This is a genomic window from Brunnivagina elsteri CCALA 953, from assembly GCF_002289455.1.
Taxonomy (GTDB): domain Bacteria; phylum Cyanobacteriota; class Cyanobacteriia; order Cyanobacteriales; family Nostocaceae; genus Brunnivagina; species Brunnivagina elsteri.
This window is the reverse complement of the sequence record NZ_NTFS01000155.1, coordinates 1-14,113: the sequence shown is the minus strand read 5'-3', so window position 1 is coordinate 14,113 and position 14,113 is coordinate 1. Positions and strand designations below refer to the sequence as shown.

Below are 14,113 nucleotides of genomic sequence, written 5' to 3'. Positions count from 1 at the left end.
CCCTTTGTTGTTTGCGATCGCTTGGCAGAGAACAGAAAAATCAAGCTTAAAGCGCTGAAAACCATACCCCCTATTTTGATTTTTCTGTCAATGCGTAAGTCCTAGTATTAATTTTCATTGTCAGCCACAATCTAGTAAGAAGACAAGCAATATTCAGCAATATTGCAAAGCTTTGATAAAAAGTTGTCAGTTTACTAAATTTTGGTAATGGAAGTGTTTAAATGATTAGTAAACCAGGAAGCATAATAATTGCTTCCATTCAGTCAGACACCCATATAAATGCTTTGTTTGTCAATCATTTTTTGTCAAACTCAATGGCGCAAGAAAGTAAATAGCGATCGCGGGTCATTTTTCCCAAATCTAGCTATACTCGTGTTGCGGTGGTTAAAAACATACCTGTTGCCTAATTATCCTTTATGCATATATTTAAATCTAAGTTCCAATGGAATGAGTTAATCTGAGTGGTTTTGAGGCTAAAATTAACGATAGACCGATGTTACAGAGCGAGTAAGTGGAATAGACGGACGAGGTAGATGAATACACACACCTTTGATAATCATTATGTAACTTGCCCTATTTGCCAAAGGAATACCACGGCAAAACCGATTAAAACTTGCGTGGGACTATTTACTTGTCCGTATTGTCAAGAACGATTAGTCGTATCACAAAGTGGTAATTATGTTCGTGACCCGTTTATTTTTAGACAAATGATGATATCGTCGGCATTACGCCGTCAAAGTCGTCCTTTGGCTAGGATTCTCCGGGATTTTGTTTTGCTCAAACGTCCCGTATTAGCTTTCTTTTTGGGAAGTGCTATTGTATTTGGGATGATTACGACAACTGGGCAAAATACGAGTGGTGATAGTCCTAATTCTCAGCAGACTGAAAAAACGGACAAATTTATTGATAATAATCAAAAATAATTTTGGATATTATTTTGGGTGTTATGGAGACACGATATCGCGTCTCTACTAAGTTATTTTATAATTTTCTAGTATCTTTTGTGATTAGAATAAAGTTTTCGGCACGGTCAATTATTTTGGTCGTGCTAATTTTGAGTTTTTCTAAATCAGGTTCTTTTAGTAGTAAGTAAGGTTTACTGTTGTTTTGCCAATAATGCTCGATTTCCTTGGGGTTGGGGGTAGCTACAATAGTGCGATCGCTATAAAAGTCAAGTGATGGACGATGGTTATCATCTAATGTATAAATCTTGCGGATACTGGGTTTGACTTTTTGAATCATTGCCGCAACTGGTTTCACTGGGTAGTTTTCATTGAGTTCCCATACCCAATAATTTGATTTTACAAATAGCAATAGGGAAATATAAGTACCCCAAAGCAGAACTTTTAAAAATTGTCCGTCTCCCCGTTCTGCTAAAATTCCAGTTAGTGCCATTGTTCCAGCAACTGCGGCAAAAATTAGCTGTAAATCGGGTTGGGTTGGTTTGGCAAAACTATAGAAAATACTACCACCAGTGGCGATAACTGCCAGAAATCCTAAACCAATTACCCATAGACGGGGGAGAGAAGATAGTAAGGGTAAATTCTCGATTTCGCCGAATTGGGCACCAATTGCCAGGGCTAAACTGGGATAAATTGGGAATACGTACCAGGGTAATTTGGTACTCATAACAGAAATTGCTACTAGATAAACGCAACTCCACACAAGTACGAGTTTTGCCCAACTAAGATTGCGATTGTCCCAAGTTAAACGCAAACTCGCTGGTAAGAATAATAGCCAAGGATGGGTATATTTGAGAATTTCGATTAAATAATACCAAGGTGCTTGTTTGTGTCCTTCTACGGGCTGCCAAATTCGGCTAAAGGATTGGTCAACTATGCCAACATTGGTAAAAATATTACCGTAATGTTGCCATTGGGCAAAATACCACAAACCTACAGGTAAGCAACCAATAGTCATAGCTACCCACATGTACTTATTTAGCAAAAGTCGGGGAGTATCCCAGTAAAGAAATATGAATGCGATCGCAGCAAACAAAACCCCCAACATTCCCTTTGTTAGACAAATTAAACCAAACCCAATCCCCACACCAAGACAGTAACGAAGATTACGACGCGATCGCAAAGCGCAAAGCATCATTACCATGAAGAAAAATACTGACGCACCGTCTAACATTGCTAAACGTCCGTGTCGCAGTACTGGTAGCATTGTTAAATAAACCAACGCGCTGTAAACGGCAGCTATACGTCGGTGAAATATCTCCCGTCCAATGTAATACAGCAATGGTACAGACATGGCGGTTAAAATCGCTCCAGGCAAACGTGTAGTCCACTCATTCACCCCTCCCAATGAATAAACCCAAGCAATTAGTATATGCATCAAAGGTGGTTTATTATGATATGGCTCGTCTCCTAAAGTCGGGAACAGCCAATGTAACGAACCAGCAGGGGCACGCGAAATTTCGCGAGCAACTTGTGCTACAGTGCCCTCATCCCAATCCCGTAACGGTAATCCGCCCAAGTTTATGGTAAAAATTATTACTGCTGCCACAAGTAGAGCGATCGCCCACATCCAGTCAAGTCGTTTTGCCACTGATTGATACCGTCTTTCTAGACGAACCCAAATAAAACTTACGAATTGCATAGTATTTAGGATATTGATTTTGCTTGCTGGTTCACTTATTGAAGAGAAGTTCGCTTTTCTCCCATGTTCCTGTCCCCAAACTTTAAATTAACTCAATTTTGAAAATTTAGTCAGAATAATTTTTGACAAATTCTAGATTTTCTTTTAAATTATTTATTTCTGAGTACTTAATTGGAAAAAACAATAGTTAGGAGTTGGAGGTGCGAATTATTTAAATATTTATAATTACATCTATCTTAATAATAACATTTATTTCTGTAATTTATAAATTTTATAAAATTCATGCTTTAGCTAATAAAGAACAAAGTATTCAATATTAATTTGGATATTTACTTAAAATATTTTTTAACCTATATTTCTGACTATATGTTACTAATTAATACCCAATTCCCAATAACTACTAAGAGTGCATAATTATGAATTTACCAGTAATTTTAGATGTATCACTAGGGCTAATATTTATTTATTTAATTTTGAGCTTGTTAGCATCAGAAATACAAGAGTTACTCGCCACAGTATTTCAATGGCGTGCAGAACATTTAAGAAAATCAATTGAATTATTCATTGCCGGAGATTCACAAAATTCAGAAGAAGCAAATGTCGTTCAACTAGCCAATCAAATCTATAGTAATCCACTCATAAAAAGTCTCAACCAACAAGCTAAAGGGTTTCTTGCTAATATCCCGCGTCAAGCTACTTGGTCAGTTGCTAATGTATACCGTTCTTTTAAACAAAACCCCGAATCAAATAAAAAAGCAGAAACAGTATTTGGTGGTAGTAGACATAGTGGTCCATCGTACATTCCGGCAACTACTTTTGCGACGACATTAATGGAAACTTTGCAGTTACCGACAATTGCCCAAAAGCTAACTGAAACTCGTCTTGACAGCTTTAAAAATCAACGTTTATCAGAAATAGAAAATGTAGTTTTAAAATTGCAAGAACAATTTGGAGATAAAGAAGAATTTGCTGATTTCTCCAATTTTACATATCAAGCATTTGCGGAAATACAAGCAGACTTTGAACAAGTAATTTGGAATTTTCAACAAGGTAAATTAGATATAGATAGCGGTATCAATAGTATGACAGCAAGTTTTGACCGCTATATTGAATCATTTCAAATAAATATGCCAAATGACGAATCTGCAAATAAAGCATTACAGCAGTTACAATTTTATAAAAATAGCTCATTTACAGATACTCAAAAGACAATATCCCTGGCTGGGTTGAAACCAAATGTAAGAGAACTTGCCCAAGCAGTTCAACGGGGAACTGATATTTATCAAGAATTAACAACATCTCTTCTAGATAGAGATAACGAGATGCATCAAAATCTGGAAAAACTAATTGATAGATTACCTCCATCATTAGCCAAGAACATTACAAACTTAGCACAACGGACTGAACAGAACCTGAGAAATACCACCGAAGGAGTTAGTGGATTACAGGAAGCGATCGCAGGTAATTTTGATAATTCAATGGAGCGTGCATCTGGTGTCTACAAGCGTAATGCAAAGGGTGTAGCATTGTTACTGGGTTTTGCGATCGCAGCAGCAAGTAATGCGGATGCATTCCACATGATTAGCAGATTATCAAAGGATTCAGCACTACGAGAAACGATTGTTCAAAATGCAGGGCAAATAGTTTCGCAAAATCGTAACCAATTAAATTACGTTGATATTAAGACTTTAAGTAGTCAAACTGCTGAAGCTTTAAATGATGTTGCTTTGCCAATAGGTTGGACTGATTCTAATTTAGAAAAACAGATTTCTTGGAGCCAAAAACAACAAAAAAGTTTCCCGGTATGGCGAATAATTACATTAATTCCTGGTTGGTTTTTGAGTGGAATTGCGATTGCAATGGGTGCGCCATTTTGGTTTGATTTATTGGGGAAGGTTGTTAATGTTCGCAATTCTGGAAAACCACCAGCATCCTCGACAAGAAATAATGAATCGTAGGATTTTATTTAATATCCTCAAGGTTGTTTCTACTTTTGATTTTGAGATAGACTACTTAATTCAATTACATTTCCGTCTAAATCTTGTGTAAAAATTGCTGAACGACCGGACGCACTTACTTGGATAGGGAAGTTATAATTTAATAGCTGCTGTTTAGCGGCATCTAAGTCGGAAACTAAAAAAGCTATGTGGGGGTTGCGTCCCCATTTTTCGTGTTCGGGTTGATTTACAATCTTATCAACCACAATCAAGTGAATTTGGTAGTTACCGATTTGATACCAAGCACCTGGAGATGGTCGCGATCGCTCTACCTTTTGTAATCCTAATACTTCTCCGTAAAAGTACTCTGCTTTTTCTAGGTTGGTGACGTTAATTGATGTGTGGAGAGATTGGGTAATTTGCATTGGATTTTAGATTTTGGATTAAAAGTTTAGTCAGATGAAATAGTATAAACTAATGAGGCAATCTACTTTTATACTCAAAATATTACAATATCTAGTGATACTTTGAAGTGTAAGATAAACTAATTAAAGCAGCTTAAACAATGACAAACAAAAATACTATTAATTCGCTGCCATTACCACCTGGTGATTTTGGCTTACCTATAATTGGTGAAAGCATTGAGTTTTTACGCGATCGAAATTTTACAAAAAAGCGGCAAGAAAAATATGGTCATGTCTTCAAAACCCATATATTTGGACAACCAACTATTGTCGCAATCGGAGCAGATGCCAATAATTATATATTTACCAATGAAAATAAGTATTTTACTAATAACTGGCCTAAAAGTACAAGAGAGCTTTTAGGAGCAGCTTCGCTATCGGTTCAAGTCGGTACAGAACACCAGAAGCGACGTAAAATTCTTTCGCAAGCTTTTCAACCAAGAGCATTATCTAGTTACATTTCTACAGTTGAATTAAACACCTATAAATATTTTGAACGTTGGGAAAAGCTTAGTAATTTTGCTTGGTATCCCGAAATCAAAAACTACACCTTGGATATCGCTTGTAAGTTACTCGTAGGTACAGAATCTGCATCGCAATCCAAATTAGGTGATTTGTATACAACTTGGGTTAATGGGTTATTTTCACTAGCAATAAATTTACCTTGGACAACATTTGGAAAAGCTTACCAAAGTCGCAAACTTTTATTGCAAGAAATTGAAAACATTATCCAAGAACGCATTAACTCAAGTAATTCAAAAGAAGATGCTTTGGGTTTACTTATACAAGCAGAAGATGAAGATGGAAACCGTTTGAGTGTAGAAGAACTCAAAGACCAACTTTTGACGTTGATATTTGCTGGACACGAAACTTTAACTTCTGCGATCGCATCTTTTTGTTTATTAGTAGCACAACATCCACAAGTTCTAGCTGCTATTCGACAAGAGCAAGAAGAATTAGGCTTAAATATGCCTATAACTTTGGAAAACCTTAAGCAAATGACTTACTTGGAACAGGTTCTAAAAGAAACTTTACGTCTAGTTCCTCCTGTGGGTGGTGCATTTCGTAAAGTGATAGAAACATGCGAATTTAATGGTTATCAAATTCCTCAAGGATGGTCATTACTTTACCAAATTGGTTATACACATCAAGATATTGATATATATCCACAACCAAAACAATTTAACCCCGAACGCTTTAATTTAACCAGTACCGAAGATAAAACCAAAACATTTAGTTTTATTCCATTTGGAGGTGGAATTCGCGAATGTATTGGTAAAGAATTTGCAAAGCTCGAAATTAAAATTTTTGCAGCACTGTTACTCAGAAATTATCAATGGGAATTAATATCTCAACAAAATTTAGATTTGGTTATGGTTCCAACTCCTCGTCCTAAAGATGGTTTGAAAGTTAATTTCCAAAAAATCCTTGTTTAATCATAGCAAAAATTTCAAATCCTACTTTGATTCAACAATCAATAAATTTAGCTCACTTAAAAATAAGGTCTAAACGTTGCTGGGATTCCTTCAATGCTTCTATGGGGGAATTTTTACCCATCATCACCGATTCTATTGCACGACCTAAACTTTCTGAAATTCGATTATAACCAGGAAAAATTGGACGACTGTGACCAAATTTAGCTTGGTCTAAAAAGACTTTCACTGCTGGTTGCTTCTGGGCAAATTCTAAATACTTAGGGTTTTGTCTGGCTTTAATATTAATTGGTAAATATCCAGTACCTAAAGCCAATTCTGTCTGAAATTCTTCACTTAATACATATTCAGCAAACTTAAATGCTGCTTTTTGTCGTTCTAATGTGGTTTTAAATAAAAACAAATTCTCACCACCAATACTAGTAGCAGAACGCTGACTAGAAGGGATAGGAAATACTCCAAAATCCACACCAGTTGCTTGAAATTGCCCCAATGTCCAAGGACCAGTTAATTGCATTGCTACTTTACCAGATAGTAGGGCATCAGTTTCATAACCCCGTTCTGGTCCCGATAGCATTACTGAACCATCCGTAATTAAATCGCGCCAAAATTGTAACCCCGAAATCGCACCTTGATTATTTGCTAAATCCACCGCAGAGGCTGTTTGACTCGTGCCAGTAACTAATTCTCCCCCAGCAGCCCACATGAACGGCAACCAGGTAAATACAGTAAATTCACCTTTTCCCAAAGGTAAAAACATACCATACTGGTCAACTTTGCGATCGCCATTTGTATCGCGAGTCAGTTTTTTGGCAACTTGTCTGAATTCATCCCAAGTCTTGGGTAATTCGGTGATTCCTGCTGCTTTAAATAAACTCGGACGATAGAAAACACCGACGTTATTTGTGGCAAATGGTACTGACCAAATTTTACCTTTATATTCCAACGATTTAAATAGAGTCGGGTCAATTTCTGCCTTGAGCGGGGATTTATTTAGCATTTCATCAAGGGAAATCAATGCATCTAGTTCGACTAATTGACCAGCAATTGCAGGATTATACCAAAGTAAATCTGGTGGTGCATTGCCAACAACAGCAGCTAATATCTTTGGCATTTGTTGGTCTTGCTGTCCGACGTATAATGATTCAACTTGGATGTCGGGATGGGTTTTGTTAAATTTATTAACTAGTTTTTGTAATACGTCACGGTTTGGTGGTGGGTTTACACCTTGCCACAGTGTTATCTGTGTGACTGCGCTGTTATTGCTATTGGGAGTGAAAATCTGGCATCCTGAGAATATTAGCAGGCTAGCTACTAGTAATACTAGTAATCTGAATTGCCCGTTAATATTGTTGAAGAAGTTACTAGATGTGGGATTTTTGTGAATCACGGGTTACACAATTATTTTAGAGTGGTAAGAGTTAGCAACTAAGGGAACACTAATAAATAAATTATCATTAATTGTAGGGGTGGGGTCTCCCCGCCCTTAAAATGGTTGATACGATTGATGTTTGGATATTTTATTTTATGGAAGTCCCTATGGTTATTGATTGTAAAAGTATTCTGTTTCTTAACTCCTAACTGCTCAATAGTTTGTTATTTTATTTTTGATTCATCGATGTTAATTAATTCTAATTAATTTTAAGGTTATGGCAGGACATAGTAAATGGGCGAATATTAAACGCCAAAAAGCAGTTGTAGACGCGAAAAAGGGTAAAACCTTCACACAGGTATCCCGTGCAATTATCATGGCAGCACGTAGCGGAATTCCCGATCCAAATGGAAATTTTCAACTGCGAACTGCCATAGAAAAAGCCAAAGCGGCGGGTATCCCCAATGATAATATTGAACGTGCGATTCTCCGAGGGAGAGGCTTCGCCAACGCAAAGGGTGCGGGTAATTTAGGGGGGGATGACAATAGCTTAGAGGAGATTCGCTACGAGGGCTATGGTGCTGGTGGTGTGGCGATTTTGGTGGAAGCGCTGACTGATAACCGTAATCGTACTGCTGCTGATTTGCGCTTGGCTTTTAGTAAAAATGGCGGAAATCTGGGTGAAACTGGTTGTGTGAGTTGGATGTTTTCCCAAAAAGGTATGTGTGTTGTGGAAAATGTTAAAAATGAAGAAAAATTATTAGAAGCTTCTTTGGAAGGTGGTGCGGAGTCTTACGAAATAACTGATACTGATACCGCAGATGTTTTTACTGAGATTGGGAATCTGGAAACCCTTAGTAAAATTTTGAAGGCAGGAGGTTTTAAAGTTACCGATGCCGAATTGCGTTGGATACCTGGAAATTTTGTTGAAGTTGTAGACTCAGAACAAGCTCGTTTACTACTCAAATTAATCGATACTCTTGAAGCTTTGGATGATGTGCAAAATGTGACAGCAAATTTTGAAATGCCAGAGCAATTAATGGTTGCGATCGCTTAGATTTATTAATTGTATCATTCATGAGTGAGGGTGGGGAGACCCCACCTACAATCAAAAATCTAAATCAATTTTTCCAAACTTATTTGTAAATCCTTTGTCAAATCAGCAACTGCTTGTCTCGCGCTTTGACGATTAGTTTTATAAGTAGAATATTTATCAGAAACAGATATTGGTTCGCCAATAATAATTTTCGCTGTTTGCTTACCTAAATAGGGACGTTTCGAGGTATTTCCACCTTCAATTCGGACTACCATTTGCCACAAAATTAAAAGTGTTTCTGCGAATCTTTCAGCAGTTGGATTTTCACGAATATATGTACCCGTAACTGCGACAAAGCTTTCCACTAAACGCATATGCCACATATGTATATTAGCTTCTTCGGCAACGCGATCACCTAATCCTTTCTCTACTGATGAAAGGGATTTCATATCTTTAAAATCTTCTCGAAAAATACAATTCCATCCGGCTTGTTCAACTCTTCTACATCTATCACTTAAATTTCCTTTTGGTTGCAAGTCAAAATAAGATTCTGCTACTTTTAATATCTCATTTAATACCGCTTGTAAACGCATTGATAGTGCTTCATTTTTATCGCTAGTTAATTCCGTACTAATTATTGGTAACTGGCAACGGTAAGATTTTGCATAAAAATTCTCAATTATTGTTAATAAATGTTCGGATACACGTAGCAAGCGAAAATAATGATACGAAAATAAATCTTCATTCGATTCTGTTGAAGCAGCTAAACCGCTTTTGACTTCAAGTTCCGTCAGCAAATTACTAATTTCATCCCACGGTTCATCTACATAACCATATTTAATCCCAACTGGTAAAATTAAAACCTGCTCGGTTCTACCAGCTTTTTGTAAATCCTCAGCACACCAAAACCCCATTTGAGCAATACCAGGTTCGAGTGGGTTGACTATTTCCGAAAGTCCATTTGTTGCCCCTTCTGGTGCTGCTGCCATCGGGAAAGCACCGTTAACAAACAAATGCCTCGCACTTCTCAACCCAGTCCAATCTGCCTTACCCCGTTGAATTGGTGTTGCATTCAAGTTCTGCGCTACCCAACCAATATAACTACCTGCCCAAAGAGGAATACCGCGATCGTAGATAAAATGGGCATGAATTGGTGTTTTAAATTTAATACCTTGTTTTTGTGCCACCTTGGGCATAATTTGCGAAAAGAAATAGCCTAGGGCAACTGGATCATCGGTTTTGGGATGGCGAAATGCTAGCATAAAACGGATTTTTCCCGCTTGAAACTGGGAATATAAATCTGTCAAAACTTCAGCATTTTCCGCTTCCACAGTTGTCAGCGCAGTTTGCGATCGCATCCACAAAGGTAGCAGCAAATGGGTCAAACGCAAAAACCAAGGATTATATTTCGGTGGGATAAATTCAAGAGGTGGTTGTGCTTGGTACATAAGGTTAGGAAATTGGTAATGGGAAATGGGGAAGATAGAAAAGAATTTTATTTCTAACTCCCTCATAAACGACCCGATGGGTCATTTCTTGTCTTAAACTTAACCGAGAAAGAAATTAACTCTATCAGAAAAGAGGACAACGATGCGACTGTCACAAATGTTATTCGTCACACTGAGAGATGACCCCGCAGATGCGGAAATTCCCAGTCATAAATTATTACTTCGCGCTGGTTATATTCGTCGCATCGGTGCTGGTATTTATGCGTATCTGCCTTTGATGTGGCGAGTACTGCAAAAAGTATCCCAGATTGTGCGCGAGGAAATGAACGCAACTGGGGCACAAGAATGTCTTTTGCCACAATTACAACCTGCGGAGTTGTGGAAGGAATCGGGACGATGGGATACATATACCAAAGCTGAGGGTATCATGTTTGCCTTTACTGACCGACGGGAACAACAGGTAGCATTAGGACCCACCCACGAGGAGGTGATTACCTACGTTGCCCGTGATATGATTAAGTCCTATCGTCAATTACCCCAACACCTCTACCAAATTCAAACCAAATTCCGCGATGAAATTCGTCCCCGCTTCGGTTTAATGCGCGGACGGGAATTTATTATGAAGGATGGGTATTCGTTCCACACTGACGAGGAAAGCCTGAAAAAAACCTATCAAGATATGTACCAGGCATACAGCAACATCCTGCGTCGTAGCGGTTTGAAATTTCGTCCTGTCGAAGCTGATTCTGGTGCGATCGGTGGTTCGGGTTCCACCGAGTTTATGGTGCTTGCAGATGCTGGGGAAGATGAGGTTTTATATACGGAAGATGGCAAATATGCTGCTAACGTCGAAAAAGCGATTTCCTTACCTATAGATGCCGAAATTTCACCATTTACTAGTTACGAAAAACGGGAAACTCCGGGAACTGAAACAATAGAAAAAGTCTGTAAATTCCTTAAATGCTCGCCGACAAATATTGTTAAAAATGTACTTTATCAAGCTGCTTATGACAATGGAATGACGGTACTAGTATTAATTAATATCCGTGGCGACCAAGAAGTAAATGAAGTCAAATTAATCAATGAATTGACAAAATTAGCTTCCCAGTACGGTGCAAAAACAATTCTCAGTTTGACTATACCTGATGCCGAAGCCCAATCAAAATGGGCAGCAAAGGCTTTACCATTGGGTTATATTGCACCAGATATTACCAATGACAGTATCAAGTCAGATAAAGCGATCGCACCAGAGTTTTTGCGTCTCGTCGATCGAACCGTTGTTGATTTAAAGAATTTTGTCACAGGTGCAAATGAATCCGGTTATCACGTTGTTGGTGTAAATTGGGATGAGCAAATTAAATTACCAGAGCTTACAGTAGATATTCGGAAAGCCAGACCTGGAGATAGGGCAGTACATGACCCCCAGCAAATGCTTAAAAGTGCCCGTGGTATCGAAGTTGGACATATTTTCCAGTTAGGAACTAAGTATTCCATCGCAATGGGTGCAACTTATACCAACGAACAAGGGGAAGAAAAACCCTTAGTGATGGGTTGTTATGGAGTGGGAGTTTCCCGACTAGCACAATCGGCAGTAGAACAATCCTACGATAAAGATGGGATAATTTTTCCAGTTGCGATCGCACCTTATCACGCGATTATTTCTGTTCCAAATATTAATGATGCACAGCAGATGGAAGCGGCAGAAAAATTGTATTTGGAACTCAATCAAGCTGGTGTTGAGACTTTACTTGATGATAGAAATGAGCGGGCTGGCGTTAAGTTTAAAGATGCCGATTTAATTGGGATTCCCTTTAGAATTGTCACGGGGAAAGCGCTAGCAAATGGTAAAGTTGAAGTGGTCAAAAGAGCAACTAAAGAAGCACAAGAAATTCCAATTGGGGAAGTTGTGACAACATTAACAAATTGGGTACAAGAAGCAATTAAATAATATTTAATCCCATGTAGGGGTGGGGTCTCCCCACCCTCTTAAAATCCATAAGTAACACCATTAACATTCATCAATATTCAAAATAATTGGTATTGAATTGGTGGGAATAAAATATGTGCGATCGCGCATGATTTTTGGTGGTGTGGGATGGTTAAAGGGCAGGAAAACCCTGCCCCTACAATTTCAATCGTTTGTGTTATGAATGTTTGAAATAATTGGGATTGGTGGGAATAAAATATGTACGATCGCATGATTTTTGGTGGTGTGGGATGGTTAAAGGGCAGGAAAACCCTGCCCCTACAATTTCAATCGTTTGTGTTATGAATGTTTGAAATAATTGGGATTGGTGGGAATAAAATATGTACGATCGCATGATTTTTGGTGGTGTGGGATGGTTAAAGGGCAGGAAAACCCTGCCCCTACAATTTCAATCGTTTGTGTTATGAATATTTACGAAATCAATGGATTTTGATGATGGGGGTTGTTTTGGTCTTTTGACGAATTTGCTGGGTTATTGATGATATATTGGCGAGTGGCGGATAATTCCTGTTCGTTACGAATAATGCGATCGTAATAATTTCGCTGCCAAACTCGACTTCCTAATGCATCATCTATTTCATTTATCAGTTTAGTTGTTTTGTATTTGTAATAAGCAACAATTTTCCATAATTCTGGTGTTGTTAATTGTTCTTTATTCGTGGAAATATTATTAATCACAATAATTCCATGAATATGATTGGGCATCACGATAAATTGGTCTAATTCAACATGTTCAAAATGCTGCGGTATTTCAATCCATGCTTGATAAGCAATCCAACCTCCGAATGTCCAATACATTTTGCCTTCAACAATTTTACCCAAGCGACATTCATGATTTTGAGTACAAATTGTGATGAAGTATGAACCTTGCTGAGAATAATCGTAACCACGCAGTCTAATTGAACCACGGTGATGAATTTGGGGATTATACATCAAGGTTTTTTGAGTTGATGGGATGGAGACTACTGACTACTGTCAATAGTGTTCCCAAAAACTCATTAAATTACATCACTGAGAACTTAAATAATCATCCACAATTTGCAAAATCCGCTCGGCAGCATGTCCATCCCCAAACGGATTAATCGCATTTGCCATCGCTGCATAAGCAGTTGGAGAAGCCAATAATTCTGATGCTTCCGCAACGATTTTATGAGTGTCCGTACCTACAAGTTTTGCCGTACCCGCAGTCACAGCTTCCGGACGTTCAGTGGTTTCACGTAGTACTAAAACTGGTTTACCGAGACTAGGTGCTTCCTCCTGTAAACCACCCGAATCGGTGAGTAATAGGTGCGATCGCATAATTGCCCCAACTAATTCGGCATAATCTAATGGTTCGCTCAAGAAAATACGTGGATGATTCCCCAACATTGCTTGTAATGGTTCCCGTACTGTGGGATTGCGATGCAGTGGCAGTAATAAGGCAGTATCGGGAAATTTATCTAATATCTGTAAAAACCCCTCAGCAATCCCCTGCAACGGTTCCCCCCAATTTTCACGTCGATGTACAGTAGCTAATAAAACCCGATGTTTTTCCCAATCTAAACCAGGAATATTACAACTAGGTTTTTTTGCTGCCACCTTTAATAAAGCATCAATTACCGTATTCCCAGTTAAATGGATTTGTCCCACAACCCCAGAACGCTGCAAATTCTCCACAGCTAAACTCGTGGGAGCAAAATGTAACTGGGTAATCTGGGAAATTAAGCGTCGGTTAGCTTCTTCAGGATAGGGATTGTATAAATCATCGGTTCGCAAACCCGCTTCCACATGTCCCACGGGGATTTGCTGATAAAAAGCAGCTAATGCAGCGGCAAATGCCGTAGTCGTATCTC

11 protein-coding genes are annotated in these 14,113 nt (G+C 38.3%); 5 read left to right on the top strand and 6 right to left on the bottom strand.

Annotated elements, in window-relative coordinates; translation table 11 throughout:
* Positions 1-533 precede the first annotated feature (533 nt).
* A complete protein-coding gene (locus CK510_RS14825; RefSeq protein ID WP_095722437.1) occupies positions 534-923 on the top strand; it encodes a hypothetical protein in 390 nt (129 codons plus the stop codon).
* A gap of 58 nt (positions 924-981) precedes the next feature.
* On the opposite strand, the gene CK510_RS14820 is transcribed toward CK510_RS14825, so the two are convergent.
* On the bottom strand, positions 982-2,604 hold the full coding sequence (locus tag CK510_RS14820) for an ArnT family glycosyltransferase (protein WP_095722436.1): 1,623 nt from the start codon (positions 2,602-2,604) through the stop codon (positions 982-984).
* Between the two features lie 416 nt (positions 2,605-3,020).
* Between CK510_RS14820 and CK510_RS14815 the strand changes: the two genes are divergently transcribed.
* On the top strand, positions 3,021-4,562 hold the full coding sequence (locus CK510_RS14815; RefSeq protein WP_095722435.1) for a hypothetical protein: 1,542 nt from the start codon (positions 3,021-3,023) through the stop codon (positions 4,560-4,562).
* A 29-nt stretch (positions 4,563-4,591) separates the two neighbouring features.
* Here CK510_RS14815 and CK510_RS14810 read toward each other — a convergent pair whose 3' ends face one another.
* Positions 4,592-4,966 (bottom strand): VOC family protein, encoded by a 375-nt coding sequence (locus tag CK510_RS14810; protein WP_095722434.1) that lies wholly within the window; start codon positions 4,964-4,966, stop codon positions 4,592-4,594.
* 140 nt (positions 4,967-5,106) lie between these two features.
* On the opposite strand from CK510_RS14810, the gene CK510_RS14805 reads away from it, so the two are divergent.
* Positions 5,107-6,441 carry a cytochrome P450 gene (locus tag CK510_RS14805; RefSeq protein ID WP_095722433.1) on the top strand — a complete coding sequence of 445 codons (1,335 nt, stop codon included), beginning with the start codon at positions 5,107-5,109 and terminating at the stop codon, positions 6,439-6,441.
* 52 nt (positions 6,442-6,493) lie between these two features.
* Here the strand turns inward: CK510_RS14805 and CK510_RS14800 are convergent, their stop codons facing one another.
* Positions 6,494-7,825: an ABC transporter substrate-binding protein gene (locus CK510_RS14800; RefSeq protein WP_444876499.1), complete on the bottom strand. Its 1,332-nt coding sequence runs from the start codon at positions 7,823-7,825 to the stop codon at positions 6,494-6,496.
* 262 nt (positions 7,826-8,087) lie between these two features.
* Here CK510_RS14800 and CK510_RS14795 point away from each other — a divergent pair, with 262 nt between their 5' ends.
* The gene (locus CK510_RS14795) at positions 8,088-8,867 is read left to right on the top strand and encodes a YebC/PmpR family DNA-binding transcriptional regulator (RefSeq protein ID WP_095722432.1); all 780 of its coding nucleotides are present in this window, start codon (positions 8,088-8,090) and stop codon (positions 8,865-8,867) included.
* A 59-nt stretch (positions 8,868-8,926) separates the two neighbouring features.
* Here the strand turns inward: CK510_RS14795 and CK510_RS14790 are convergent, their stop codons facing one another.
* On the bottom strand, positions 8,927-10,294 hold the full coding sequence (locus CK510_RS14790) for a glycerol acyltransferase (RefSeq protein WP_095722431.1): 1,368 nt from the start codon (positions 10,292-10,294) through the stop codon (positions 8,927-8,929).
* Between the two features lie 142 nt (positions 10,295-10,436).
* Here CK510_RS14790 and proS point away from each other — a divergent pair, with 142 nt between their 5' ends.
* Complete coding sequence (gene proS / locus CK510_RS14785) at positions 10,437-12,242, top strand: proline--tRNA ligase (protein WP_095722430.1); 1,806 nt, start codon at positions 10,437-10,439, stop codon at positions 12,240-12,242.
* Positions 12,243-12,692: 450 nt separating this feature from the next.
* Here the strand turns inward: proS and CK510_RS14780 are convergent, their stop codons facing one another.
* Both CK510_RS14780 and wecB read right to left on the bottom strand, forming a co-directional pair.
* Positions 12,693-13,214, bottom strand: coding sequence for a transposase (locus CK510_RS14780; protein WP_245912159.1), 522 nt, complete (start codon positions 13,212-13,214; stop codon positions 12,693-12,695).
* Positions 13,215-13,289: 75 nt separating this feature from the next.
* On the bottom strand, positions 13,290-14,113 hold an 824-nt coding region (gene wecB, locus CK510_RS14775; protein WP_095722428.1), incomplete at its 5' end, for a non-hydrolyzing UDP-N-acetylglucosamine 2-epimerase.